The 25,862-nt window shown below is 64.2% G+C and carries 30 protein-coding genes; 11 read left to right on the top strand and 19 right to left on the bottom strand.

Translation table 11 applies throughout. The features are described from left to right. Positions 1–8: 8 nt before the first annotated feature. From RMN73_RS07295 to RMN73_RS07265, 7 genes are all read right to left on the bottom strand, one after another. On the bottom strand, positions 9–1,913 hold the full coding sequence (locus tag RMN73_RS07295; RefSeq protein WP_309602659.1) for a S9 family peptidase: 1,905 nt from the start codon (positions 1,911–1,913) through the stop codon (positions 9–11). Positions 1,914–2,029: 116 nt separating this feature from the next. Continuing rightward, positions 2,030–4,138, bottom strand: a complete 2,109-nt coding sequence (locus tag RMN73_RS07290; RefSeq protein ID WP_309602658.1) for a sodium-translocating pyrophosphatase — start codon at positions 4,136–4,138, stop codon at positions 2,030–2,032. 175 nt (positions 4,139–4,313) lie between these two features. Continuing rightward, positions 4,314–5,249, bottom strand: a complete 936-nt coding sequence (gene thiL, locus RMN73_RS07285) for a thiamine-phosphate kinase (RefSeq protein ID WP_309602657.1) — start codon at positions 5,247–5,249, stop codon at positions 4,314–4,316. A gap of 6 nt (positions 5,250–5,255) precedes the next feature. After that, entirely contained in the window at positions 5,256–5,699 is a 444-nt protein-coding gene (gene nusB / locus RMN73_RS07280) for a transcription antitermination factor NusB (protein ID WP_309602656.1), read from the bottom strand. A gap of 18 nt (positions 5,700–5,717) precedes the next feature. Next, positions 5,718–6,605, bottom strand: a complete 888-nt coding sequence (locus RMN73_RS07275) for an alpha/beta fold hydrolase (RefSeq protein ID WP_309602655.1) — start codon at positions 6,603–6,605, stop codon at positions 5,718–5,720. Continuing rightward, positions 6,602–7,498: a pirin family protein gene (locus RMN73_RS07270; protein WP_309602654.1), complete on the bottom strand. Its 897-nt coding sequence runs from the start codon at positions 7,496–7,498 to the stop codon at positions 6,602–6,604. The genes RMN73_RS07275 and RMN73_RS07270 overlap by 4 nt, the downstream gene beginning before the upstream one ends. 125 nt (positions 7,499–7,623) lie before the next feature. Next, complete coding sequence (locus tag RMN73_RS07265; RefSeq protein ID WP_309602653.1) at positions 7,624–7,926, bottom strand: BolA family protein; 303 nt, start codon at positions 7,924–7,926, stop codon at positions 7,624–7,626. Between the two features lie 19 nt (positions 7,927–7,945). On the opposite strand from RMN73_RS07265, the gene RMN73_RS07260 reads away from it, so the two are divergent. Then, positions 7,946–8,521 carry a J domain-containing protein gene (locus RMN73_RS07260; RefSeq protein WP_309602652.1) on the top strand — a complete coding sequence of 192 codons (576 nt, stop codon included), beginning with the start codon at positions 7,946–7,948 and terminating at the stop codon, positions 8,519–8,521. Here the strand turns inward: RMN73_RS07260 and RMN73_RS07255 are convergent. The 7 genes from RMN73_RS07255 to RMN73_RS07225 form a co-directional block, all read right to left on the bottom strand. Next, on the bottom strand, positions 8,518–9,231 hold the full coding sequence (locus tag RMN73_RS07255) for an SIMPL domain-containing protein (RefSeq protein WP_309602651.1): 714 nt from the start codon (positions 9,229–9,231) through the stop codon (positions 8,518–8,520). The genes RMN73_RS07260 and RMN73_RS07255 overlap by 4 nt on opposite strands. A 50-nt stretch (positions 9,232–9,281) precedes the next feature. Beyond that, positions 9,282–9,935, bottom strand: a complete 654-nt coding sequence (locus tag RMN73_RS07250; protein ID WP_309602650.1) for a glutathione S-transferase family protein — start codon at positions 9,933–9,935, stop codon at positions 9,282–9,284. Next, positions 9,935–10,606 carry a dihydrofolate reductase family protein gene (locus RMN73_RS07245; protein WP_309602649.1) on the bottom strand — a complete coding sequence of 224 codons (672 nt, stop codon included), beginning with the start codon at positions 10,604–10,606 and terminating at the stop codon, positions 9,935–9,937. Before RMN73_RS07245 ends, RMN73_RS07250 begins: the two co-directional genes overlap by 1 nt. Then, positions 10,599–11,096: a VOC family protein gene (locus tag RMN73_RS07240; protein WP_309602648.1), complete on the bottom strand. Its 498-nt coding sequence runs from the start codon at positions 11,094–11,096 to the stop codon at positions 10,599–10,601. The genes RMN73_RS07245 and RMN73_RS07240 overlap by 8 nt, the downstream gene beginning before the upstream one ends. 175 nt (positions 11,097–11,271) lie before the next feature. After that, complete coding sequence (locus RMN73_RS07235) at positions 11,272–11,913, bottom strand: VOC family protein (RefSeq protein WP_309602647.1); 642 nt, start codon at positions 11,911–11,913, stop codon at positions 11,272–11,274. Continuing rightward, positions 11,906–12,292, bottom strand: a complete 387-nt coding sequence (locus tag RMN73_RS07230) for a DUF1428 domain-containing protein (RefSeq protein ID WP_309602646.1) — start codon at positions 12,290–12,292, stop codon at positions 11,906–11,908. The genes RMN73_RS07235 and RMN73_RS07230 overlap by 8 nt, the downstream gene beginning before the upstream one ends. Further along, on the bottom strand, positions 12,289–12,654 hold the full coding sequence (locus RMN73_RS07225; protein ID WP_309602645.1) for a DUF1428 domain-containing protein: 366 nt from the start codon (positions 12,652–12,654) through the stop codon (positions 12,289–12,291). The genes RMN73_RS07230 and RMN73_RS07225 overlap by 4 nt, the downstream gene beginning before the upstream one ends. A gap of 65 nt (positions 12,655–12,719) precedes the next feature. Between RMN73_RS07225 and RMN73_RS07220 the strand changes: the two genes are divergently transcribed. Both RMN73_RS07220 and cobS read left to right on the top strand, forming a co-directional pair. Next, positions 12,720–13,385, top strand: coding sequence for a winged helix-turn-helix transcriptional regulator (locus tag RMN73_RS07220; protein WP_309602644.1), 666 nt, complete (start codon positions 12,720–12,722; stop codon positions 13,383–13,385). 31 nt (positions 13,386–13,416) lie between these two features. Beyond that, positions 13,417–14,421, top strand: coding sequence for a cobaltochelatase subunit CobS (gene cobS, locus RMN73_RS07215; RefSeq protein ID WP_309602643.1), 1,005 nt, complete (start codon positions 13,417–13,419; stop codon positions 14,419–14,421). Here cobS and RMN73_RS07210 read toward each other — a convergent pair. Then, a complete protein-coding gene (locus RMN73_RS07210; protein WP_309602642.1) occupies positions 14,418–14,711 on the bottom strand; it encodes a hypothetical protein in 294 nt (97 codons plus the stop codon). The two genes, cobS and RMN73_RS07210, sit on opposite strands and share 4 nt — an antisense overlap. Positions 14,712–14,825: 114 nt before the next feature. Between RMN73_RS07210 and cobT the strand changes: the two genes are divergently transcribed. After that, a complete protein-coding gene (gene cobT, locus RMN73_RS07205) occupies positions 14,826–16,646 on the top strand; it encodes a cobaltochelatase subunit CobT (protein ID WP_309602641.1) in 1,821 nt (606 codons plus the stop codon). A gap of 222 nt (positions 16,647–16,868) precedes the next feature. Then, positions 16,869–17,753 (top strand): esterase-like activity of phytase family protein, encoded by an 885-nt coding sequence (locus RMN73_RS07200; protein WP_309602685.1) that lies wholly within the window; start codon positions 16,869–16,871, stop codon positions 17,751–17,753. A gap of 2 nt (positions 17,754–17,755) precedes the next feature. On the opposite strand, the gene rpmB is transcribed toward RMN73_RS07200, so the two are convergent. Continuing rightward, the gene (gene rpmB, locus RMN73_RS07195) at positions 17,756–18,049 is read right to left on the bottom strand and encodes a 50S ribosomal protein L28 (protein WP_309602640.1); all 294 of its coding nucleotides are present in this window, start codon (positions 18,047–18,049) and stop codon (positions 17,756–17,758) included. A 116-nt stretch (positions 18,050–18,165) separates the two neighbouring features. Between rpmB and RMN73_RS07190 the strand changes: the two genes are divergently transcribed. The 5 genes from RMN73_RS07190 to RMN73_RS07170 all read left to right on the top strand — a co-directional run bounded on the left by RMN73_RS07190 (position 18,166) and on the right by RMN73_RS07170 (position 22,123). Beyond that, on the top strand, positions 18,166–18,465 hold the full coding sequence (locus tag RMN73_RS07190) for a hypothetical protein (RefSeq protein ID WP_309602639.1): 300 nt from the start codon (positions 18,166–18,168) through the stop codon (positions 18,463–18,465). A gap of 31 nt (positions 18,466–18,496) precedes the next feature. Then, a complete protein-coding gene (locus tag RMN73_RS07185) occupies positions 18,497–18,928 on the top strand; it encodes a nucleoside deaminase (protein WP_309602638.1) in 432 nt (143 codons plus the stop codon). Between the two features lie 49 nt (positions 18,929–18,977). Then, complete coding sequence (locus RMN73_RS07180; protein ID WP_309602637.1) at positions 18,978–20,321, top strand: hemolysin family protein; 1,344 nt, start codon at positions 18,978–18,980, stop codon at positions 20,319–20,321. Between the two features lie 147 nt (positions 20,322–20,468). Next, complete coding sequence (locus RMN73_RS07175; RefSeq protein WP_309602636.1) at positions 20,469–21,317, top strand: outer membrane beta-barrel protein; 849 nt, start codon at positions 20,469–20,471, stop codon at positions 21,315–21,317. A 257-nt stretch (positions 21,318–21,574) separates the two neighbouring features. Continuing rightward, positions 21,575–22,123, top strand: coding sequence for a L,D-transpeptidase family protein (locus RMN73_RS07170; RefSeq protein WP_309602635.1), 549 nt, complete (start codon positions 21,575–21,577; stop codon positions 22,121–22,123). 21 nt (positions 22,124–22,144) lie between these two features. Here RMN73_RS07170 and RMN73_RS07165 read toward each other — a convergent pair whose 3' ends face one another. From RMN73_RS07165 to purD, 3 genes are all read right to left on the bottom strand, one after another. Continuing rightward, the gene (locus RMN73_RS07165) at positions 22,145–22,636 is read right to left on the bottom strand and encodes a hypothetical protein (protein ID WP_309602634.1); all 492 of its coding nucleotides are present in this window, start codon (positions 22,634–22,636) and stop codon (positions 22,145–22,147) included. 109 nt (positions 22,637–22,745) lie between these two features. Continuing rightward, a complete protein-coding gene (locus tag RMN73_RS07160) occupies positions 22,746–23,162 on the bottom strand; it encodes a hypothetical protein (protein ID WP_309602633.1) in 417 nt (138 codons plus the stop codon). Continuing rightward, a complete protein-coding gene (purD, locus tag RMN73_RS07155) occupies positions 23,159–24,406 on the bottom strand; it encodes a phosphoribosylamine--glycine ligase (protein ID WP_309602632.1) in 1,248 nt (415 codons plus the stop codon). The genes RMN73_RS07160 and purD overlap by 4 nt, the downstream gene beginning before the upstream one ends. Between purD and xseA the strand changes: the two genes are divergently transcribed. Further along, positions 24,405–25,832 carry an exodeoxyribonuclease VII large subunit gene (gene xseA, locus RMN73_RS07150; protein ID WP_309602631.1) on the top strand — a complete coding sequence of 476 codons (1,428 nt, stop codon included), beginning with the start codon at positions 24,405–24,407 and terminating at the stop codon, positions 25,830–25,832. The two genes, purD and xseA, sit on opposite strands and share 2 nt — an antisense overlap. The last annotated feature ends 30 nt before the right edge of the window (positions 25,833–25,862 follow it).

Genomic DNA, 25,862 nt, shown 5'->3' with positions numbered 1-25,862 from the left:
CCCCCAGACTAACTGGGGTTATACTTGTCGAGAAACGCCTTTGTCGCCTTGAGAAATTCGAGGCGATCCTCGGCACGGCTGAAATGGTGGTCGCCTTCTTTCTGCTCAAGATATTGGTGGGGTTTGCCGGCTTTCTTGAGGGCGTCGACCATCCAGCGCGATTGTTTGATTGGTACCCGCTTGTCCTCGACCCCGTGGGCGATGAGGATCGGCGCACCGAATTCCTCGGGATGGAACCGCGGCGACACGTTGGTGAAATCCCGTGCCTGCTTCTTCCAATAGGTTTTGGCATATTTGCCGAGCAGGAATTGCGTATCGTAGCGCTTCATCGCCGACAAATCGGAGACGCCGGCATAGGAGATTGCGCATTTATAATAAGCTGAGTCGCGCTGGGCACCGCGCATCGCGGCATAGCCACCATAAGAAGCGCCGATGATGCACACCCGCTTGGGATCGGCGATCCCTTGCTTGGCCGCATATGCGATTGCGTCGAGCAGATCATCCTGCATCTTGAGGCCCCACTCACCCTCACCAAGCTTTTGAAAGGCGACGCCATAGCCGGACGAGCCGCGATAATTGGGCTGGATGACAGCATAGCCTTGTTCAGCAAGATATTGGGTCCACCAGTCGAATGCCTCCATGTCGCGTGCCGCGGGGCCGCCGTGGGGCATGACGATGAGCGGCAGGTTGGTCGCGGCCCGATTGCGCGGCAGGGTCAGTACCGCCTCGATCGGCGTGCCGTCGCGCGCGGTGTAGGCAATCGTCTTCACTGGCGAGAGCTTGCGCGATTTCAGCGCCGGCTGGTTATAGCCAATGCGGTCCATCCGAGCGCTGCCGGTGTCCCAGAAATAGATCGACCCGGCCTGTGACGGATCACCGACTTCGACCAGCATCTTCTTGCGATCACGGCTAAGGCTGACGATCCGGCCGTTACCGACGCCAACCGACTTGTCGAGATCGGCCTGCACTGCTTTCAATTCGGGGTTGAGCCAGTCGACGCGCACCGTGCGATCGACCACCACGACTCCGTCGAGATTATCGTTGGGCGCGTTGGAGATCACATCCTCGACATCATATTTTGGATCGCCGAACAGTTTTTTGCCCAAGGTGAACGATGGCAGGTTGAGCTCATAGACTTCATTGCGCCCGCCGTCGTCGGCGATGGCGATCGCGGTCCCATCGCGGCGATAGACCTGCGGGATCGGGACCGACTGATCCTTGGCTCGCTTGAGGATCACCTTTTCGAACTTGCTGCTTCCATCGCGGCGATACAGCACGCCCAGCCGGTCGTTGCTCAACGCCAGATAGCCCATCCGGATGTTGCCATCACCGTCGGCATCCCATTCGACGACATCGGCCTGTGACTTCAGGATGCGCTTCATCTCGCCGGTCGCGACATCGGCCTCCCAAACACTCGGCAAATAATCTTCGATGACGAAGTAGCCCGTCGACTTGGAGGTCAGGATCTTGGTCGATCCGTCGCGCGCAATCCACAGCACGTCGTCAGCGTCGAGCCCGGTCTTGGTCCAGCCGAGCGGGATGATCTTGGTCATGTCGGCCTTCACCCCGGCAAGGCGGGTGACATAAACTTCTTCGTCGTAAATCTTGTCCTGGTCGCCAATGCCGATCACCAGCCAATCGTCATTGACCCACCGCCACCAATTGACGTCGATGGTCCCGGGCGGGAGTATTCGGGGGGCAGATTTGCCAAACAAATCGTTGATCACCAACATCTGCTTGCCGTTGATCGCAACTTTGGCAGCGACCTTGGTGCCATCGGGTGACAAGCGCGGCGAATCGATGAACGGCAAAGCTGCGAATTGTTCGATCGAAATCCGATCGGCAACCGGCGCGGCGACCGAAGGCAAGGCCCATGTGAGTGCGGCGCAGCCCGCCAAGCCAATCCAACGCATAACTGTCCCCATTACCAGCGAGTGCCGAGCGCGGTGGAAGATATCTTAAGTGGGCACAAAGAAAAGCCCCGCCGAAACATGCTCGGCGGGGCCAGTCTTTAGCGCTGACGCGATGTTCAGCCGGCGGCGTTGGCCGCTAACGCCGCGAGCAACAGCAACGCGACGATGTTGGTGATCTTGATCATCGGATTGACCGCCGGACCAGCGGTGTCCTTGTACGGATCACCAACGGTATCGCCGGTGACCGCGGCCTTGTGGGCTTCGCTGCCCTTGCCGCCATGGTTGCCGTCTTCGATATATTTCTTGGCATTGTCCCACGCGCCGCCACCCGAAGTCATCGAGATGGCGACAAACAGCCCGCCGACGATCACGCCGAGCAGGAGTGCGCCGAGGGCCGCGAAGCCCTGCGCCTGGCCGGCAACTGCGGTGATCACGAAGTACACCGCGATCGGGGCGAGCACTGGAAGCAGCGACGGAATAATCATTTCCTTGATCGCCGCCTTGGTCACCAGATCGACGGTACGGGCATAGTCAGGCTTCGACGTGCCATCCATAATGCCCTTGTTACTGGCGAATTGCTCGCGAACATCCTTGACCACGTCGCCCGCCGCGCGGCCGACGGCGGTCATGCCCATGGCGCCAAACAGATAGGGCAGCAATGCGCCGAGCAGGAGACCGACGATGACGTAAGGATTCTCGAGGCTGAAATCGACGTCCAGCGCGGGGAAGAATTCCTTCAAGTCGGTGGTGTAGGCAGCGAACAGGACCAGCGCGGCGAGACCGGCCGATCCGATCGCATAGCCCTTGGTTACCGCCTTGGTGGTGTTGCCAACCGCGTCGAGCGCATCGGTCTTGCGACGAACGTCGTCGGGCAGGCCCGCCATTTCGGCGATCCCGCCGGCATTGTCGGTAACCGGACCATAAGCGTCGAGCGCAACCACCATCCCGGCCAGCGCGAGCATGGCGGTCGCTGCGAACGCGATCCCCATCAACCCGGCGAGCGAATAAGCGATGATGATCCCGGCGCAGATGACCAACGTCGGCAGAGCGGTCGATTCCAGGCTGATTGCCAGGCCTTGGATGACGTTGGTGCCGTGGCCAGTCTCGGACGCCTTGGCAATCGAGCGGACCGGGCGATAGTTGGTGCCGGTATAATATTCGGTGATCCAGATGATCAGCCCGGTGATTACCAGGCCGAGCAGCATGCAATAGTACAGCGCCATGCCGGTGAAGGTGGTTCCGCCCGCCGTGATCGTCGCATTGAGATCGCCAAGTGCATATCGGGTGGCGAAGAAGATCGCGATCGCCGAGGTGACGGCGGTGATCCCGAAGCCCTTGTACATCGCACCCATGATGTTGGTGCCGCCGCCAAGGCGAACGAAGTAAGTGCCGAGGATCGAAGTCAGGACGCAGACTCCGCCGATCAGGAGCGGAAGGCTCATCAGGTTGAGAAAGCCGGTCGCGTCCATGCCCTTCACCAGCAAGGCGGTGAGGACCATCGTCGCACCGACGGTGACGACATAAGTTTCGAACAGATCGGCCGCCATGCCGGCGCAATCGCCGACGTTATCGCCAACGTTATCGGCAATGACGGCGGGGTTGCGAGGGTCATCCTCGGGGATTCCAGCCTCGACCTTGCCGACCAGATCGGCACCGACGTCGGCGGCCTTGGTGAAGATGCCGCCACCGAGACGGGCGAAGATCGAGATCAGCGACGCACCGAAGGCAAGTGCGACAAGTGCGTCGACGACGATGCGATCGCTAGGCGCGTTGCCGGCGATGGCTACGAGATAATAAAAGAAGCCGGCAATTGCCAGCAACGCCAGCCCGGCGACCAGCATGCCGGTGATGGCACCGGCGCGGAAGGCCATGGTCAGGCCCTGCTGGAGCCCTTCCGATGCGGCCTGTGCGGTGCGGACATTGGCCCGGACGGAGATGTTCATGCCGACGAAGCCGGTCGCCCCCGACAGGATCGCACCGAGCAGGAAGCCCGAGGCGGACAGGCCGCCGAGGAAGAAATAGACGATGGCCGCTACCACGACGCCGACGATGGTGATCGTCATATATTGGCGCTTGAGATAGGCCGACGCGCCTTCCTGGATCGCGGCTGCGACCTCCATCATGCGGGCGTTGCCGGCCGATGCACGAAGCACCTGCTGGCTGGTGAGAATGCCATATAGCAGTGCGACGACGCCGCAGGCGATCGCGATAAGAACCAAATTCATTGGTGAACTTCCCCTGTGAAACCCGGAGCTTGGCGGCGCTTGCAGCGGCCCTTCCACCCGAAGACGGCGGAGGTTTACGGGGTGGAAAAGCGCCTGTCCAGCTTGGTCTTAACGGAGCAGCAGTGCGGTCGCCATGCCCGACGCCAGCCCGAGCAAGGCGACGATCCACTGGCGGCTATAATATAGGACAATGTTCATGGCCTAGGCGCTCCGGTAACGGCACCGGCTCGCCGCGGTCGGCAAGGGAAATCCCCGATCCGCGGACGAGCCGTCCGATGGCCGTCACTCTGGTCCCGGATGGTAAAGGAAGCGTGAACGGATCGACCGTTTCGGCGAGACTTAGCAGCAAGGCGTAATCGTCGCCGCCGGTCGCAGCGAACAGTCGGGCGGCGCGGTCGTCGCCCCGATCGGCGATGAAGGCTTCGCTCAGCGGCAGGGTGGAAAGGTCGAAGGTGGCAGCGAGCTTGCTTGCCTCGGCGAGGCGGCTGGCGTCGATCAGCAGGCCGTCGGACACGTCCATCATCGCCGTAGCGTGCTGGGCGAGGATGTGACCAGCGGCAAGCAATGGCTGCGGGCGGCGATAGGCTTCAACCAAGGGGCCGCTGGCGGCGGGATTGTCGAGCAATACAGCGAGGCCTGCAGCGCTGTCGCCGAGCGTTCCGACCAGCCACAGCCGGTCGCCTTGCTGCCCGCCGGAGCGGGACGGGGTGCGCGGTCCAGCCCGGCCGATGGCAGTCAGGCCGAGCACGCGCGGTGCGCCTTGGGGCAAGGCGATGGTGTCTCCGCCGATCAGCTTGAGCCCGAATGTGTCGAGCGCGTCCTCTAGCCCGTCGAGGAAGCGCTTTTCCCACTCATCGTCGCCGGTGAGGGCTAGCGAAAGCAGCGCCGCGACCGGCTCGGCTCCCTTGGCGGCGAGGTCACTGGCATTGACCGCGGCGAGCTTCCAGCCGACCGACTCGGGGGGGTCGGTGGGGAGGTAGTGAACGCCTTCCGCGATGCTGTCGTGGGTGATTACCAACCCGTCGAGCAAGGCGGTATCGTCGAGAAGGCCGCGCGCCGCGTCGCTGGTAGCAATCCGCCGGAGCCGGTCGATCGCCTCGCGCTCGTTCATCGCGCCTCAGCTACGCGCCGACTTGGCGATGGCGTCGAGCAGGCCGTTGACGAATCCGGTCTCGCGCTTGTCGAAAAAGGCATGGGCGACGTCGATATATTCCGAAATGACGCTGGCAGCGGGGACATCGGGACGCGCGATCAATTCGTAGGTCCCGGCGCGCAGGATTGCGCGCATCGGGCGGTCGAGGCGATTGAGACTCCAGCCCTCGGCCAGGCGGTCGGTGATCAGTCCGTCAATCTCGTTGCGCCGAGCATCGGTGCCGCTGACGACATCGTCGAAAAAGTCCTGCTCGGCATCGGCATAGGTCGCATCCTCGATCGTTGCGCCGAGCCGGTGCTGGTGGAATTCGTGGAGCAATTTGGCCAGCGGGGTGGCTTCCATTTCCATCTGGTACAGCGCCTGAACCGCGGCAAGGCGGGCGGCGGAACGGGAGAGTGATCGGGCCATGTCCGCGCCTCTAGCCGCTCAGGCGGGCATCAGGAAGGGGCGCAAGTCGGCGGCAACCTGATCGGGGGCCTGCCACGGCGCGAAATGACCGACGTCCGCGAGCGGGAAGACGCTGACGTCGTCGCCGACTTCGCCGATGCCTTCGAGCTGGACCGGGAGCAGGGCGGCGTCGTCGAGCCCCCAGATGACCCGGACCGGGACGTGGATCCTGGGGACGTGATCGACCCAGTCGGGCATAGCGACTTGCTCGCCCGGCGCGGGGACGGCGATCCGGCTCGCCCGATACCAATTGAGCATCGCGGTGAGCGCGCCGGGCTGGCCCCAATCGGCAATGTAGGACGCGCGTTCTTCCGCCGGGATGGATGCCAGATCGACATGTTTGGTGAAGCTTTTGTCGAAGAACGTGTCGAGCCCCATCCGGGCGATGCCTTGCTCCATACCGGGGGTGCGGAAGGCGTTCATATATTGCGAGGCAGCGCGTTGCTCGGAATGGTCGATCAGGCTGCGCTGGAAGATGGCGGGATGCGGCGAGTTGATGATCGCCAGCCGTTCGATCCGGGAATTGCCACCGATTGCCGCGGCCCACGCAATCGCCCCGCCCCAATCGTGACCGACCAAAGCGAAGCGGTCGATATTCATCGCATCGGCCAAAGCGAACAAATCGGCGACCAGGATTTCGGTTGAATAATCGGCGACGTCCTGCGGCTTATCGGTTGCGCCGAAGCCGCGCAGGTCGGGCATGATCAGCCGTAGCTTGTCGTCGAGCAATGGCACGAGGTCGCGCCAGGTGCGGTGCGATTCGGGGAAGCCGTGGACGAAGATCACCGGCGGCGCATCGGCCGGGCCGGCGGTCGCGACGTTCATCACGATCCCGGTTGAGAGCGCGACGCGCCGTTGCTCGATCATGGATAGCTCACCGTCTTGGGGACAGCGGGGATCGGGATCCATTCCTCCTCGTCGCCCGGCACAACCGGGAAGCGGCGGGCGGTCCAGTCGTCGGATGCCTGGACTATTCGTTCGCGCGAAGACGAAACGAAGTTCCACCAGACGTGGCGCGGGGTGGCAAAGGCCGCGCCGCCGAGCAGCATGGCGCGCGCGGGGCAGTCTGCCTTGAGCGTGAGCGCTTCGCCCGGAGCAAGGATGTACAGACTGAACAGCTCGAGCGGGGTGCCGTCGAGGCTGGCCGCACCTTCAGTCAGCATCACCGCGCGCTCATCAGTTTCGGCGTCGATCGGCAGGCTGGCGCCGGCGGCGAGGATGATGTCAGCGTAGATGGTCGGGCTGTGCTGGGTGACGGCAGAGGTCTGGCCCCACAAGCTGCCCATCAACACCCGTGCGGTCACCCCGTCGCCCTCGATGATCGGTAAGGCGTCGGGGCCGACATGTTCGAACGCCGGAGCGATTTCCTCCTTGTCGTCGGGCAAGGCGAGCCAGGTCTGCATGCCGTTAAAGGACGGTCCGTCGGCGCGTTCGGCGGCGGGGGAGCGCTCGGAATGAACGATCCCGGTACCCGCGGTCATCAAATTGATCGCGCCGGGGCGGATGACCTGATCCGAGCCCAGGCTGTCACGATGCTGGATCGCGCCGTCGAACAGATAGGTGACAGTGGAAAGGTTGATATGCGGGTGCGGGCGGACGTCCATTCCCTGGCCCGCAGGGAGCCGCGCCGGGCCGAACTGGTCGACGAAGATGAATGGCCCGACCATTGTTCGCGCTTTCGCCGGGAGCGCGCGGCGGACCTTGAAATCGCCAAGATCGTGGGTGACGGGGGTGATGATGAGCAAGGCGAATGGTCCCAATGTTCGCAGTGACGGCGGTGTTTTCGCGTGGCGATCTGTTCGTCGGACACGGATCGCGCAACGCCCGACTCGGCTTGATCCCCCATGCCATCGCTGATTGGCTGAAGGACAGCATAATCGGTGGTTCATTCGCCCGGCGCGATTGCCCTGATGGTAAGGGCGTGGACGCGTTCGACCATCAAATCGCCGAGCGCGGCATAAACCGCGCGCTGGCGCTGGACGCGGTTCATTCCGGCGAAGCTCGCACTTTCGATGGTCAGTGCGAAATGGCTTTCGCCGCGGCCATCATGGCCGGCATGGCCAACATGCGATGCGCTCTGATCGTCGAGATCGAGCCGGGTCGGGGCCAAAGCAGCGACGAGCCGTTGCTTGATCTGGGTGGCGACGGGCGCGTTGGCCGACTCCGGGGCGGTGGCGATGCTGGTCATTTGGATTATATAGAAGGGAATGAGCAGCAAGGCGAGCAAATGGCATGGGCGGATCGAGGGAGCGGCGGCGCATTGCGCGGTGCCGGGCTGCGACGAGGCGGGCGAATTTCGAGCGCCGCTGAGCCCGGGCGACTTCGACGGGCCGGGGGATTATCTGTATCTGTGCCTCGATCATGTCCGCGCCCACAATGCGCGCTACAATTATTTCGCCGGGATGAGCGCCGACCAGATCGAGGCCGCGCAATCGCCGATCGCCGGGTGGGAACGCCAGACGCGCGCATTCGCGACGGCGGGCGGCAATCCGGGCCCGGCGTGGAATGACTTTGCCGATCCACTGGACGCAATTTCGGCGCGGTTCCGGCCGGGGGTGGAACGCGCTCGTCCCGACCGTTTCACCGCCGCCGAACGCAGCGCGCTGGGCGTGCTCGGCTTAAAGGACGACGCCGACCGAATGGCGCTGCGGCGGCGTTATTCGGAACTGGTGCGGCGTTACCACCCCGACCGCAACGGCGGCGACCGCGGGTTTGAGGCCAAGCTGGGCAAGGCGATCGAGGCCTATCAGTTGCTCAAGGGCAGCCGCGCCTTCGCTGCTTAATTGGACAGCGCGAAATCAACCCGGACGGCGACGGTGCTTGAATTGACCCCCGGATTGAACGGCGGGGGCGGCGAGGATACGGGCATGGGCGCGGCCATTTCGGAATCCATCGTCTGGACCATCGGCTGTGGCTCTCCCCCCGATTGCCCGCCGTCACGGATGGCGAGCACGCGGCTGATCTTCATCCCCGCCGCCGCCGCATAAGCTTCGGCGCGAACGCGGGCGGCTTTGTAGGCGGCGCCATAAGCCGACAGGCTGGCTTTCTCGGCGTCGGTAACGCGCAGGCTCGGACCCGAAACCAGATTGGCGCCGGCATCGGTCGTAGCCGCAACCGCTTCGCCGACCTTGCCCATGTCGCGCAGCCGAATGACGACATTGTTGCTGGCGTTGAAGCGGCCACGCTCCTTGCCGTAATCGACCCGCCCGAGCGAGAGATTGCTGGTCTGCATATCGTCGGGCTTGACCCCGAAGCGAGCGAGCGCGGCGGCGACCTTGGCCATCTTGGCGTTGTTGAGGCTGCTTGCTTCGGCCGCAGTTGCGCCTTGCGAATTGACCCCAACCGTGACGCTCGCCTCGTCAGGACGGGTCTCGGATCGGCCGGTCGCGCTGACGGTGAGCAAAGTCTCGTCATGATCGACCCCGCGCGGATCGGGTACGGATGGCGCGCAGGCGGCAAGGAGGGCGGCGGCTGGAAGGACGATCAAACGCATGTGGCTTCTCCCGGACAGGAATGCTTATGATACAAAGTTACATGACAACGTCAATCGCGATCGGGCGCGCCGAGCGGGAAGTAAGCGCGATAGGGGCGGGCCTCGTCGACTACTCGCGCGATTTCAGGGTGGGCCAGGAGGCGGGCGCGATAGGAAGCGAGGCGCGGGCGGGACGGGCCGATGGCCTCGACCCAGTCGGCGTAGAATAAGGACGGGGCAGCGGCGCAGTCGGCGAGGGTGAAGGTGTCGCCTGCGGCCCATAAACTGTCGGGCAGATTGGCGTCGAGCCAGTCATAAGCGGTGCGCAGCAGCTTGATGCCCTGCTCGGCGCCGTACGCGTCGCCCCGGCCTTCGGGGCGCATCGCATGGGTGACCGATGGCTGCGCGGCGTTCATCACATATTGATCGAAGAAACGGTCGAGGAAGCGCACACGGCGGCCTTCTGCACCAACCGGGATCCAGCGGTTTGGGCCGGGATGACAGGCCTGCAGATGCTCAATGATCGACGTGGTTTCGGCGATCACTTCGCCATCGTCGACCAGCAACGGGAATTTCCCAATCGGCCACAGCCGGTTGAGCGCGTCCATCACACCCGGAAAAGCCGGGTCGACATTCTGGTAATCGAACGGCGTGCCGTCGGCGTAGAGCGGGATGAGGACTTTCCAGCAATAGCTGCTGAACGGGTGAGCGTAGAGGGAAAGCATTACCATCTGCCCTCTGCGATGCGCTGCTGGCGGGCGATTTCGCGCTCGCTGGTGACCGGGATCGGCGCTTCGGCGGGGTAGGGTGGCAGCTTTCCGCCAGGCCGGTAAGTGGCGATGATGGTGCCCTTCGCAGTGACTCGATGGTCGGTCATCTCGAGCATGTCGGCCGTAGTCCCCTCCCCGAACAATCGTTTGCCGCGACCGAGCGTGACTGGAAAAGTCATCAGGGTGAGCTCGTCGATCAGGCCTGCGGCGAGCAGTGTCGGGTAGATGGTGGACGACCCCTGGATGACGATCCGTTGGCCCTCGCCCGCCTTGATCGCAGTCACGTCTTCGACCCCGGCGAGGCGATGGCTGTTCTGCCATTCGAGCGGCTGTGCGCCGCGCGTCAGGACATATTTATTGGCGCGGTCGAAGGCTTCACCCATTGGCGCATTGTCGCCTTCTGCATAGGGCCAATAAGCCGCGAAAATGTCATAGGTTCGCCGTCCCAGCAGGAGATCATAGTCACCGGAAAAGAGCGATCCGAGCGTTGGCTCGATCCCTTCGTCCCAGATTTTGAACATCCAGCCGCCCTGGTCGAATCCGCCCTGCGGATCCTCGGTCGGACCGCCGGGGGCCTGCATCACACCGTCGAGCGAAACGAAGGCGGCGGCGATGATTTTACGCATCGGTGGTCTGCCCGGCGATGGCCGCTTCAATCGTCGCAACATCAATTTTCTGCATCGTCATCATCGCCGCGAACACGCGCCTGGCGACGGCCGGGTCGGCATTGGCATTACCCTCCAGCAAGACGCGCGGGGTGATCTGCCACGAAAAGCCCCAGCGATCTTTGCACCAGCCGCACTCGCTGGCCGCGCCGCCATGGCCGATGATCGCATTCCAGTATCGGTCGGTTTCGGCTTGGTCGTCGGTCACGACCATCAAGCTGACCGCCTCATTGGGCGTGAAGTTAGGGCCGCCGTTGAGGCCGGCGAAAGCGCGGCCGAGGACGGTGAATTCAACCAGCAATTCATCGCCTTTCTGCCCGCTGGGATAGTCGCCCGGCGCGGTCATCGCGGGTCCGACGTGGCTGTCGGGGAAGGTGGCGGCGTAGAATTCCGCCGCCTTGCGCGCTTGCCCACGATCGAACCACAGGACAGTGGTCAGTTTGCCGCTCATTTTTTGTCTCCTGCTAAGATTTGCGCGGGCCCACGAGACCGAAGGCAGCGCCTTGCGGGTCGATGCCGTTGGCCGAGAATTCGCCGCCGGGGATTTCCATTGGATCGACCGTCACCTGGCCGCCACCAGCCCTGGCGGCGGCTAATGCGCGATCGATGTCCTCGACGCCGATGTACTAGGTCCAGGCGCTGATCGGCTGCTGCGGCATCTTCGGCATGACCGCCCCGATGCCAACGCCGGCATGCTGGAGGAAACAATATTTGCCCAATGGACCCATGTCCATTTCGCCTTCCTGATTCCAACCGAAGTGGCGGGTGTAGAAGTCGATCATGCCGTCGGGATCGGTGGTTGAAAGTTCGTTCCAGCGGATATGCTGCGGCTGGTCGACCGAAAAGACGTCACTGGCGGCATCTTCGCGGCCCTCGGGCGGGGTCGGATTCATCAGATAAAAGGGCACACCGACAGGATCGGTTACCATCGCGAATCGGCCGATGCCCGGCGCATCGTGTGGTGGCATCAGCACCTTTCCCCCGTCGGCTCCAATCGCCGCGACGCGAGCATCGACATCTTCGGCGTAAAGATAGCCGAGCCACATCGGCCGCGCGCCATGATCCTGCATCGCCTGATCGAGCTTGAGGATGCCGCCGACATTGCCGCCATCGGCGCGCGTGATCATGCGATAATCGATCGCGCCGCCGGGGGCGGACGATTGAGCCTCGATGGTCCACCCGACGACCGCGTCGTAAAACGCCTTCGACGAGTCGGGATCGGGGGTCATCAGTTCGTACCAGATGAAGCTGCCCTCCGGGTTAGGCATCTTTCTTCTCCGCATTGCCGAGCTGGATTGAATTCACGAACGGCTTGAACCCGCCCCAGAACATGCGCTTGCCGTCGAACGGCATCGGCATCTGGTCGGGCTGCATTTCGGGGTCGGCCATGAGCTTTTCCCAGCCGGCGTCGCGAGTCGCCTTGTCGGGCCACAGGACGAAGGAAAAGACGACATTCTCGCCGTCCTCGGCCTGGACCGATTTGTAGAAATCGGTGACCTTGCCATGCTTGAGCCCATCGCCGATCGCCTCGAACGAGCCGAGCGCGCCTTGCTCCTTCGCCTTGCGCGCGAATTTCTCGGCGCCCACCGTATATTCGTCGAGATGCTCGTCGCGGAGCGGAAGGATGATTCCATCGATATAGCTCATGCCAATTCTCCTTGGCTGTCGAAGATCGGCACGAAGCCGGAGAAGATCATTCTTTTGCCGTCGAACGGCATGTCGCCAAGCGCTTCGAAGCGCGGGTCTTCTATCATGCGTTTGTTGGCATCGTCGCGGGTCGCTTTGTCGGGATATTCGATCCATGAGAAAACCACATTCTCGCCCTCCTCGGCGGCGACGGCGCGGAAGAAGTCGGTAACTTTGCCCGGCTTGACGTCATCGCCCCAAGTTTCGACGATCCGGGTCGCGCCCAGATCGGTAAAGATCGGAGCGGAAGCGCGCGCCTGGGCCAGGTAGTCCTCTTTCTTGTCGTTCGGAACGGGGATCAGGAATCCGTCGATATAGGCCATGAGATTGCTCCTTTCGCGACTCGAACGAGCTTGTCATTAGCCGATGAAAGTCATATAATGCAACTATGAGGTTAGATAACTTAACTACTACAGAGAAAAGACGTTACGATGATTCTTGCGGGACGGCGCATGGGCTGGAGCTGATCGGCGAACGCTGGGCGCTGCTGGTGTTGCGCGAATTGCTGCTCGGGCCACGGCGGTTCTCGCAGTTGCGCGCCGACCTGCCGGGGTTGAGCGCGAACGTGCTGACCCAGCGGCTGGCCGAGCTGGAGGAGCGCGGGCTGGTGCGCCGACGGATGCTGCCGCCGCCGGCCAACGCACAAGTTTATGAAGCGACCGAGTGGGGGCTGGAGGCCGAGCCGGTGATCCAGGCGCTAGGGCGGTGGGCGGCGCGATCGCCGCTCCATGATCCGACCTTGCCGCTGAGCGGGGTGTCGATCCTGCTGTCGTTCCGGACGATGATCGACGAGAAGCGCGCGCGCAAAGTCGACGCCAGGATCGGGTTCGTGTTCGGGAAGGACCGCTATGTCGCGCGCGTCCGCAAGGGACGGATCAAGATCGCCCAGGGGCCGGTCGAGCAGTGCGATGCAATCATTTCCGCCCCGCCGACCGCGCTCGCCGCTGTCGTTTACGGGGGCGCACCGCTCGACATGCTCGGAATCAGTGGCGATCGCGCGGTGGCAGAGAAATTCGTCAATCTGTTCGTGCTTCCGCCGAAGGTCGGGAGTTGAGGCGGTCGGGCGAAGTGCTTAAGGCAGCCCCATGACCAATATCCCCAACGTGACCCTCGACAGCCGCGAAGACACCATCCTCGCCGTCCCTGACAAGATGGTGAAGGCCCGCGACGCCTTCGGGATCGACAGCGACATGGAAGTGCCCGCGTTCAGCGAGGCCGACGAGCGCGTGCCTGATCTCGACCCGGCCTATGTGTTCGACCCCGACACCACGCTCGCGATCTGCGCCGGCTTCGCGCGCAACCGGCGGGTGATGATCCAGGGCTATCACGGCACCGGCAAGTCGACCCATATCGAGCAAGTTGCGGCGCGATTGAATTGGCCCACCGTCCGCATCAACCTCGATGCGCATATCAGCCGGATCGACCTGGTCGGGCGCGACGCGATCGTTTTGAAGGATGGCCAGCAGGTCACCGAATTCCGCGAAGGCCTGCTGCCGTGGGCATTGCAGCATCCGGTGGCACTGGTGTTCGACGAATATGATGCCGGGCGGCCCGACGTGATGTTCGTCATCCAGCGGGTGCTCGAAACCGAGGGCAAGCTGACCCTGCTCGACCAGAATCGCGTGATCCGACCCAACCCGTGGTTCCGCCTGTTCGCGACCACCAACACGGTCGGGCTGGGCGATACCACTGGTTTGTATCATGGCACGCAGGCGATCAACCAGGGCCAGATGGATCGCTGGAACATCGTCGCGACGTTGAATTACCTCCCCGCCGCGACCGAGGCGCAGATCGTTCTCGCCAAGTCGGGCGAATATGACAATGTCGGCGGCAAGGCGCAGGTCGACCAGATGGTCAAGGTCGCCGATCTGTCGCGCCAAGGCTTCATCAATGGCGACATTTCGACCGTGATGAGCCCGCGCACGGTGATCAGCTGGGCGCAGAACGCCCTGATCTTCGGCGATGTCGGTTATGCCTTCCGGGTGTCGTTCCTCAACAAATGCGACGAGAGCGAACGGCCGATCATCGCCGAATATTACCAGCGCGTGTTCGGTGTGGACCTACCCGAGAGTCTGGCCAAGCGCGTCTAGATCTGGCGGCGGCCGAAGCCCCTGGTGGAGCCGGTTGGGCCTGAAGTCGGCGGCGATGCGAACGGCGCAGGGGCCGGGTTCGCGGCTTTGGTCTCGCGGTCCAGCTCGCGCATGCGCTCGGCGATTCGTTCGTCGAACGACAAGTGGCCGTCCGATTCGGCAATCCGGCTCATTCGGGCGCCGCGGATCGCGCTTGTCCCGGCATAGAACATCCAGAAGCGAAGCGCGGTCATGATCGCGCCAATCGCCAGCGGGATCGCCAACATTGAGAAGCCACTTCCGCCGAACATCAGTTCCACCCCTTGTTCACCCGCCTGTCTTAGCCCCGCCATGCTTAGCAAAAAGTTTAAGCGCGCTGCGGCGTTGACCTGACGGGGGCGCGGCGGCACATCGAAAGCACAATCATGGCCGCATCCACCCTCGACCGATTCCGCAGCGCTTTGGCCAGCGCATCGCGCGCGATTGCGCGTGACGCAGAGGCCGACGTGCAATTTGCGAGCGACAGCGGGGGTGCGCCGGGCAAGGTCGCGCGTGTCGTATCGCCCGGGCCGGGGCTTGAGCCGCAGCTGGTCGCCGAAGCGCGCGGGGCGGCGGATTCGGCGGCGCTCAGGCTGCGATTTCACGACATGGCGCTCAACCAGTCGGTCGCGCCGGTCGATTCGGCGGCGCGCGCGGTGTTCGACGCGTTGGAGACGGCGCGGGTCGAGGCGCTGGGATCGCGGACCATGGCCGGGGTGCGCGCGAATCTGGAGCGGCATGTCGAGGCGCGAGTGCGGTCCGACGCGATCGGCCGGGCGCGGACCGCGGAGGAAGTGCCGCTGGCGACCGCGGTCGGGTTGATCGCGCGGCAACGGCTGACCGGGGCAGCTCCGCCAAGCGCGGCCGAGCCGGGGCTGAAACTGGTCGCCGACTGGATCGAGGAGAAGGCCGGCCAGGAATTGGACGCACTGGCGCTGACGATCGACGACCAGCGCGCCTTTGCCGAGATGGCGCGGCGGTTGCTCGAGGATCTCGAGCTCGATTCTGAGGCCGAGCCGCTGGCGGAGGAGCCGGAGGATGCGGGCGACGAGGATCAGGGCGAGGATGACGGCCCCGACGACGGCGACGACCAGCAGCAAGATGGCGGTCCCGAGGGCGGCGAAATGGAGATGCGCTCCGAACAGGCCGATCGCGATGACCAGGCCGACGACCAGGCCGACCAGGATCTGGAGGGCGAGGATAGCGACCAGTCGAGCGGCGACGATGATGGCGAGCAGGCGCGGGCTGGCCCCGCGCGGCGCAACTGGCTGGATGAGCCGACCGGCGATTATGCGCCGTTCACGACCCGGTTCGACGAAGTGCTTCCCGCCGCCGAGCTTTGCGACGAAGAGGAATTGATCCGACTGCGCGCCTATCTCGACCAGCAGATGGCGAGCCTGTCTGGCGTCGTCACGCGGCTTGCCAACCGGTTGCAGCGGCGGCTGATGGCGCAGCAGGCGCGCAGCTGGGACTTCGACCAGGAAGAAGGCTTGCTCGATGCGGCGCGGCTGGCGCGGGTGATCGTCTCCCCCAGCCACAGCCTGTCGTACAAGAATGAGCGCGAGACCGAGTTTCGCGACACGGTGGTGACGTTGCTGATCGACAATAGCGGGTCGATGCGCGGGCGGCCGATTTCGATTGCGGCGATGTGCGGCGATATTCTTGCGCGGACTCTGGAGCGGTGCGGGGTGACGACTGAGATCCTCGGTTTCACGACGCGGGCGTGGAAGGGCGGGCAGAGCCGCGAAGCGTGGTTGGCCGAAGGGCGGCCGGCGACCCCGGGCCGGCTCAACGACCTTCGCCACATCATCTACAAGCGCGCCGACGAGCCATACCGCCACGCGCGCAAGAGCCTCGGGCTGATGATGCGCGAGGGGTTACTCAAGGAGAATATCGACGGCGAGGCATTGCTGTGGGCGCACCGGCGGTTGCTCGCGCGGCCCGAGGAACGGCGAATTCTGATGGTCATCAGCGATGGCGCGCCGGTCGACGATTCGACCGCGTCGGCCAATGGCGGAAGCTATCTCGAAAAGCATTTGCGGCAAGTGATCGGGTGGATCGAGGGGCGATCGAACGTCGAACTGTCGGCCATCGGCATCGGCCACGACGTGACTCGCTATTACAGCCGCGCGGTAACGATCATGGATGCCGAACAATTGGGCGGCGCGCTGATCGAGCAGCTTGCCGGCCTGTTCGAGCGGCGATGACTGTAGTGGGGAAGAAAATTGGGCCCGGAGCAATTACTCGCTCCGGGCCCCCCTCGTTACGCGACGCGAGGGTACTGATTGGCTCATGGCCAACATCGGTGGCGAGGAAAAGGGGGATAAACCCCGCCAATGCAATGACTTATGCATCAGTAACGGCGTCGGAAGGCTGAACGAGCCTTGCAGCATTCATTCATCAAATCGAGCCTTTTCAACGGGTTGATCGTGGCCCTGATGGTGCTCGGCGCCCATCGCTGGTTGGCGGGATTGCCCGATCGCGCGCCGGGCGCCGATGGTGTTGCGGCGGTGCGGTTCGAAGCGGTTGCGCTCGACACCGCGGGCTTTGCGCCGCTGACCGTCGCCGGGGCGTGGCACGTGACATCGGCCGATCCGCGAATGGGCGGGGTGTCGGCGCTGGCGGTCGATCGCGGCGCGCTGCTCGCGCTGACTGATTCGGGGGTGATGGTCCGATTGCCCAAGCCGGTGGCGGCAAGGGGAATGGCGGAGTTTCGCGACCTGCCCGAGGGGCCGGGGCCGAATTTCTTCAAGGCCGGGCGCGACAGTGAAGCGCTGGCGCTCGATCATGACGGGCGCGGCTGGTGGGTCGGGTTCGAGAATCGCCATGCGGCCTGGCTGTTCGATCGCGATTTCCAACGGGTGATCCAGAAAGTGAACTTGAAGCCGCTGGGCTGGCTGGCGAACAAGGGCGCGGAAGGCGCGGTGTCGGACCGCCATGGCTTGCTGCTGTTTCCCGAAAATGGCGACGAGATGGTGCGGATCGGTGCAGACGGGGTCAGGCGAATCGCCTTGGACAATCCATTCGGCCGATGGTCGGATGCCGTGCTCATGCCCGATGCGCGGGTCGTGGTGGTGGCACGAAATTTCAGCCCGACGGGATTCTCGTCGCGGCTGGTGTTGCTCGATCAGCCGACTCTCAAGCCGCTCGCCAATCTCGCACTTGGGCGGCTCGACAATGCCGAGGCGATTGCCGCCGAGCCGCTGACCGGCGGGGGGATCAGACTATGGGTGATGACCGACAATGATTTTCGCCGACGCGTGCCGACGTTACTTGTGGCGCTCGATTGGCGAGGCGATCAGCCCCGCCAATAATGTCAGGCCGCCGCAGGCTGTGCCTTCTTCGAAATCTCGCGCTTCAGGCGGCGAACGCGCAGGCTCAATTTCGCGTCGTTGGTCTTGGCCAGCCAATTATCGAGACCGCCGACATGTTCGACCGAACGAAGCCCGTGGGTCGAGACCTTGAGCTTGACGCTGCGCTCGAGCGAATCGGACAACAAGGTCACGTTCTGCAGATTCGGCAGGAACGTCTTCTTGGTCTTGTTATTGGCGTGGGAAACATTGTTTCCCACCAGCCGGCCCTTGCCGGTCAGCTCGCAAACGCGCGACATAATGACTATCCTGAGTTGAACGAACGAAATTGCGTCCGGAAAGCGTGGCCCGATACCCTTGCACTCGGCCTTCGTCAACCGCTAGGCCGGTGCCAACCTGTTTGGAGGGCAAGTGAATGCGCAAGATTTTCCTAATCCTGATCGTCGCGGTGCTGGCGGTAATCGTCGCAATCAAGCTCAACCTGCTCAGCTTCATGCAGACCAGTCCGGCGCAAGCGCCCGGCATCGAAGTGACCGGCAACGGAATCACCGCGACCGGCGGTCAGGCCCCGAAATTCGAAGTCCAGACCGGGACGGTCGCGGTCGGAACGCGCAGCGCCAATGTCTCGGTGCCGGTGCCGACGATCGAAGTCCGCAACCCGGGGGCCAACCAGGTTGCGCCGGCTCCGGCACCAGCGCCTGCTCCAGCCCAGTAACGTCTTGAGCGGCTTCCCGCTGCCCGAGCCAATGCGGCGCGCGCTTGCGCTTGCGGCAGAGGCGGCGGCGGCGGGCGAAGTGCCGGTTGGAGCAACGGTCACCATGAACGGGCGGATCGTGGCCGAGGCGCGCAACATGATGCGCGGGTCGAACGATCCGACAGCGCATGCCGAGATGGTCGCGATTCGCGGCGCGGCGGCAGCGCTGGGGACGTCGCGACTCGATGGTTGCGCATTGTGGGTGACATTGGAGCCATGCGCGATGTGCGCGGCAGCGATCGGGCTGGCGCGAATCGCGACGCTCACCTTTGCGGCCGAGGATCCCAAGGGTGGCGCGGTGCTCCACGGCCCGCGGATCTTCGGCCAGCCGACCTGCCACCATCGGCCGGAGGTGTTTTCAGGGATTGGCGAGGCTGAAGCGGCGGGCCAGCTCAAGGCGTTCTTTGCGACTCGCCGACCATGACGGAGCCTTGTCGTCGGCGGTACGCAGCGGCTAGGGCGACGGTGACGCAATGAACCAGCCCCTGCTCCCATTCCCCTGGCTAGACCTGATCCTGATCCTCGCGCTGATCGCGATCAACGGCGTGCTGTCGATGAGCGAGCTGGCGATCGTCTCCGCGCGCGAGGCGCGATTGAAGGCGATGGCCAAGAGCGGCAGCAATGGCGCCAAATGCGCGTTGGAGCTGGCGTCGGACCCGGGCCGCTTCCTGTCGACCGTCCAGATCGGGATCACCTTGATTGGAATCCTGGCCGGTGCATTTTCTGGTGCTCGACTGGGTGTGCCGGTGGGACAGCGGCTGGCGTTGGTGGGGATCGACCCGCAAACGGCGGAGACGGCCGGCTTTTTCCTGGTGATTGTACTGACCACCTACGCCAGCCTAGTGATCGGCGAGTTGGTGCCCAAGCAATTCGCGCTCAGGAAGCCCGAGCCGATCGCGGCGATCATGGCGCGGCCGATGTTGTGGCTGTCGAAGGCGACCGCGCCGTTCGTGTGGCTGCTCGACCGGACCAGCGCGGGCATCTTCAAGGCGCTCGGTCTGCAACGCGAAACGCAGAATGTGGTGACTGCCGAGGAATTGCACTTGGTGGTTGCCGAAGCGCATATTTCGGGGGTGATCGAGGAAAATGAGCGCGCGATCATCTCGGGCATTGTCCGGCTGGCTGATCGGCCGGTGCGCGAAGTGATGACCCCGCGGACCGAGATCGACTGGATCGATGTCAGCTGCGGCCGCGACGAAATTCATGCGGCGCTCGCGGCGACCCCGCATAGTCGGCTACCGGTGGCGCGCGGTTCGGTCGACGATATCGTCGGGGTGGTGTCGGCGCGTGATTTGCTGATGGAACTGCTCGCTGGCCACGATCTCGATCTCAAGCGGATCCTCAAAAGCGCGCCGGTGGTCCCAGATTTGATGGACGCGATGGATGCGCTCGCGGTGCTCCGCTCGGCCGATGTGCCGTTGGCGCTGGTGCATGACGAATATGGTCACCTCGACGGGATTGTGACTCCGGGATCGATCATCGCCGCGCTGGCCGGCGCCTTTGCAAGCGACCTCGATTATGATGAGGATCCGCCGTGCGTCGAGCGCGAGGACGGCAGCTGGCTGATCTCCGGGTCGGCCAGCGCCGACATGCTGACCGACCGGCTCGGCATGGTCATACCGGACGATCGCGACTTCTCGACGGTTGCGGGATTCGCGCTGTCGGTGCTCAAGCATATCCCCGAAACCGGCGAGCGTTTTTCCCACGATCACTGGTCGTTCGAGGTGGTTGATATGGACGGGCGCAAGATCGACAAGTTGATTGCCACCAGGCCACGGCGCAAGCGGCGTGAAGAACCGGCGGAAATCGGCGGTTAGTCGACGCGCGAGGCCGCAGCCGCGCATAGTGTGGCCGACTTGCAACGTTTGCCTTTGAAAATGCCCAAGGCCGTTCCAGACGCGCAACTTTGCGTTATAGGAAGCACTGGATCCGCATCAATTGGATGCAAAAGAGGGGAGTCCCGCATGCGTAATTATTTGCTCGCCGCCGTGGCAGCCGCTGCGCTGACCTCGCCGGCCATGGCCCGCGACAAGTCGACGTACGTTGGAATCGAAGGCGGCGTCATGCTCGTCGAAGATTCCAATTTTGATTTTACCTACCAGGATGGCGCGCAGGAAGTCCGCGACGCCGTCACGATCGATCATAATCTCGGCTTCGATGTCGACCTGATCGCCGGCTATGACTTCGGTCTGGTCCGCGCCGAGGCCGAATTCGGCTACAAGCGCGCGTCGGTGGACGAGGTCCAGCTCGACACGGATTATGTCTTTTCGACCAATCCGACCCAGCCGTACGACGCCAATGGCAAGCTGAGCATCTACTCGCTGATGGGCAACGTCCTGTTCGACTTCGGTGACGAAGACGGGTGGAGCGGTTTCATCGGCGCCGGTCTCGGTTACGCCAAGGTCAAGTACAACGTCGACGTGCCGATCGTCAGCCGTCAGTTCACCGCTGGGTTCAGCGGCAGCGATGGCGCGATCGCGTGGCAGATCCTTGCCGGCATCCGCAAGTCGCTTTCGCCGAACATCGATCTCGGCCTGAAGTATCGCTACTTCAACGCCAGCGGCCTTCGCTACAACGATGGCGACGGTGGTGAATTCTCGGGCCGCGTGCGCACGCACAGCCTGCTGCTGAGCCTGGTGTACAACTTCTACACCCCGGCTCCGCCGCCGCCTCCGCCCCCGCCGCCCCCGCCGCCTCCGCCGCCACCTCCGGCGACGCAGACGTGCCCGGACGGTTCGGTGATCCTGGCGACCGACGCGTGCCCGCCGCCGCCGCCGCCGCCGCCGCCGCCGCCTGAGCCGGAACGCGGCTAAGGGATCCCCCGCAGAAGAGATTTTGCGGGGCACCTCAAAGCGTGACGGCTGACGGACGACCGGCCTGGCCGGTTTGACGGAAGCACAGATAAATTGGCCCGCTGGAGCAATCCGGCGGGCCTTTTTGTGGTGTCGGGATCAAGCGGGTCGCGCGCAGCGGGTGGTCGCTAGCCAGTAGCAATCCGCAACTAACTGGAACTTTGATTTTCCTCCGGCATTACGCTTTCAACTGACGAAATTGAATGAAAGCGAATGATATGAGGAAGCTAGCGCTTGCGCTTGCGGTCACGGGATCGCTTGCACTGTCGACCATCGCCACCCCCGCCTTGGCGTGGGTCGAAACCCCCGAAGCCACGGCCGAGGCAACCGACGCCGCTGACGCCGCGCATGCTGATATGGTCGCGACGTTCGGCGTCGACAGGCTGATGCCCGGCCACTATCTGTGGGATGATGAAGTCGGCACTGGCGATCCGCGCGTGATCGTCAGCCTTTCGAACCAGATGGCCTATCTGTACCGCGGCGATCGACTGGCCGCAGTGACCACCATTTCCAGCGGCAAGCCGGGCAAGGACACGCCGACCGGTTACTTCCCGATCCTCGAGAAGAAGCCGATGCATCGCTCGGTCAAATATGACAATGCGCCGATGCCGCACATGCAGCGTCTCGACAATTACGGGATCGCGCTCCACGCCGGGATGCTCCCGGGTCGGCCGGCCTCGCACGGTTGCGTCCGCCTGCCGGCCAAGTTCGCCGCCAAATTGTTCACTGTGACCAAGGTCGGCACCCTGGTCCTGATCGGGTCGTAAGTAAGGTCGGGACAGTCCGGGCTAGAGCTTGCCATAGCGCTGCTCGAACCCGTCGATATCCCCGCGCGCGAGATAATCTGCCTGGTCCACGACATGGTCGCGGGCCAGACGGCCGCGAAACGCCCCCAGCATGTCGTCGAGATTGTCGACCTGCGCCGGGCTGAGCGAGGCAATCTGTTCGAACCGCATAATGCCATGCTGATTGAGCAAGGCGGCGAGCTTGGGACCAATGCCCTTCAATTGCACCAGATCGTCAGGCGGCCCCGATGCGCCGGGAAGCTTGTCGTGGACCCGCGCTGACAGAATCGAACCGGCTACATCGGCCGCTGCCGCCGCGGCTTCATCGGCAAGATTGCGCCCCTCGGCCGACTTTCCCGCAACCATGTGCGGCCGCACCGGCGTGCTATCGGTCAAGGACACGCGCTGCCGAGGGCGAAGCAGGAAATAAAGCAGCGCAAGCGCGACCAGCGCCGCAACCAAGGCAATCGGCCAGTTGGCGATCAGGACGTCCATCAATCTTTCCCCGGGATCGGTCCGCGCCGTCGGAACGCCAGCACCCCACTGATGATGCCGATCAGCAGCGCCACGACCAGCATTGGCCAATAAAAGTGGATGATCGTCATCATTCGTAGATCGCATCCCGAGCGCGGCGGCGGAGCGCGGCGATGTAGGCGAGAATGGCACCAATCGCAAAGCTGGCCAGCGCCATGGCCATGACTTCGGCAATCAGCGGGACAGGCCGGGGAGCAGGACGGTCGGTCCAGACGGTCGAGGACACGCCTGGAACCTCCAGCCCGATGCGCGCAATTTCGCCGCGCTGGAAATCGTCAGCCGGGCCATAAAAACGGAGCTGCCGGGTCAGCGGTCCGCGAACCAGCCGCGCCTTGACCGCATTCATCTCAAAATGATCGAGCGTGATCCGCATCGTTCGTTCCGCCGTGGTGGCGAAGCGTTCCGCAGCACCGCCGGGCCCATGCCAGAAGGTCGCTGCGGCGAGGGTCGCGGCAATCCCGATTCCCAGGGCAATGCTGCTTCTCATCCTTGTCGTTCCAGTTCGCGCCAGCCGATATCGCGGCGGTGAAAGCCGTCGGCGAAGTCGATCGCATCGACGGCACGATAAGCGCGGGTTGCGGCATCGCGCAAATTCTCACCCAGCGCGGTGACGGCGAGGACCCGGCCGCCGCTGGCGACCAGCCGGTCGCCATCGCGGGCCGTACCGGCGTGGAAGATGATGGTTCCGTCGGTCGCGGCCGTGTCGAGCGCGGCGATGGTGCCGCCTTTGCGCGGCGTGCCTGGGTAACCGCTGGCAGCGACGATCACCGTCATGCTGTGCTTTGGCGACAGCGACGGCGCGGCGAAATCGGCACCGGTGGCGACGGCGTGGAGCAGATCCGCGAAATCGCCCTCAATACGCGGCATGATCGCCTCGCATTCGGGATCGCCGAAGCGGACATTATATTCGATCAGGCTGGGGCCGTCGGACGTGAGCATCAGTCCGGCAAACAATATTCCGGAGAAGGGCGTGCCGGCCTTGGCCATCGCGCGGGCGGTCGGTTCGACAATCTCGCGCATTGCCTGTGCTTCGAGCGCAGGGGTCAGCACCGGCGCAGGAGAGTAAGCACCCATGCCGCCGGTGTTGGGGCCGGTATCGCCCTCGCCGACGCGCTTGTGATCCTGCGCACTGGCAAGCACGACGCAGCGGGTGCCGTCGACCAAGGCGAACAGGCTGGCTTCTTCCCCCTCGAGAAACGCCTCGATCACCATTGGCCCGTCGCCCGCCGCGCAGATCGCGGCTTCGGCCTCGGCGCGGGTCATGGCCACCGTCACGCCCTTGCCCGCAGCGAGGCCGTCGGCCTTGATCACCACCGGGACGGAGAAATCATCAAGCGCGGCCAGCGCGGCGGCTGCGGTCTTGACCCGGACGTACGCGGCGGTGGGGATGCCCGCGCGGGCGCACAAATCCTTGGTGAAGCCCTTCGATCCTTCGAGCATCGCGGCGGCGGCGGACGGGCCGAAGGTGGCAATCCCGGCGGCGCGCGCAGCGTCGGCCACCCCGGCGACGAGCGGGGCTTCGGGGCCGACGACGATCAGGTCGATGGCGTGCGCTTTGGCCAGCGCAACCAAGGCGGCGGGATCGCACGGGTCGAGCGCATGGCACTCGGCCCAGCGCTCGATCCCCGGATTGCCCGGCGCGGCGATCAGCCGGTCGCAGCTTGGTGATTGATTCAGCCGCCACGCGAGCGCATCTTCGCGGCCCCCCGACCCGAGCAGCAGGATATTCATGAGCGTTTCCGACCCCGGCCCGAAAGATGATGACGCATCCGGCCTGTTAGCCAAGCCAAGTCTGTTAGCCAAGGATGCGGCTGGCGACAATTCGCCGCCATTCTCGGTCACCGAATTATCCGGCGCATTGAAGCGGACGGTCGAGGATGCGTTCGGCCATGTCCGCGTGCGCGGCGAAATTTCGGGGTGGAAGCGCCACGGATCGGGCCATTGTTACTTCACCTTGAAGGACGAGGGCGCGTGCATCGACGCGGTGCTGTGGCGCGGGCAGGCGGCGCGGCTGCAATTCGCGCCTGAGGACGGGGCCGAAGTGATCGCCTCGGGCAAGCTAACGACCTATCCCGGGCGATCCAAATATCAGTTGGTGGTCGACCGGCTCGAATTGGCCGGGGAGGGCGCGCTGATGGCGCTGCTCGACAAGCGCAGGCGGAGCCTAGCCGCTGAAGGGCTGTTCGACGAGGTGAAGAAGCGGCGGCTGCCGTTCCTGCCCAAGACCATCGGCATCGTCACCTCGCCGACCGGGGCGGTGATCCGCGACATCCTGCACCGCCTCGCCGACCGCTGCCCGACCCATGTGCTGGTGTGGCCGGTGCCGGTGCAGGGCGAGGGCGCGGCGGCCAAGGTGGCGGCGGCGATTCGCGGGTTCGGCGCGATGGCTAGTCCGCCCGACCTGATCATCGTCGCGCGTGGCGGCGGGTCGATCGAGGATCTGTGGGCCTTCAACGAGGAGATCGTGGTCCGCGCTGCGGCCGAATCGCCAATCCCTTTGATCAGCGCGGTCGGGCATGAGACTGACACGACCTTGATCGACTTCGCCGCCGACCGCCGCGCCCCGACCCCGACCGCTGCAGCGGAGATGGCGGTGCCGGTACTGGCCGAGCTCGCGGCGCTGCTGCGCGATCGCGGGCTGCGGATGCGGGGCATCCTGACCCAACAAGCGGCGCGCGCGGGCGAACGGCTCGAGGCGACGGCGCATCGCTGGCCCGCCGCCAACCTGTTGTTTGAACCCATTGCGGCGAAGCTCGGTGATGTGGCCGCGCGCTTGCCCCGTGCGTTGAGCGCCCGCGCCGCGCATGCCCGCGCCGATTATGGTGCGGTCGCCCCGCGATTGCGCGCGCCATTGGTCGAGCAACGGATCGCCTTCGCCAAGGACAAGCTCGAAGCGCTCGGCCGCCTGCTGGTTGCCGCCCACCCCGAGCGCCCGCTCGAGCGCGGCTTCGTCCGGGTCACCGACCGCCATGGCAAGACCTTGCTTCACGCGCGCGACGCGCGCGAGGCGGCGGCGCTGTCGCTGCGATTCGCCGACGGCTCGGTCGATGCCATTGTCGATGGCGCGCGGGTTGAGCAAGGAGCGCCAAGATCGTATCGACCGGCCAAGCCGAGGACGCCGGGTTCGGCCCCGCAACCAGGGTTGTTCGACGAGTGAAGGAAGCGATGACATGCTGATGGGACGGCC

This window comes from Sphingomonas sp., assembly GCF_031372575.1.
Classification (GTDB): domain Bacteria; phylum Pseudomonadota; class Alphaproteobacteria; order Sphingomonadales; family Sphingomonadaceae; genus Sphingomicrobium.
This window is presented reverse-complemented; position numbering and strand designations above follow the sequence as displayed.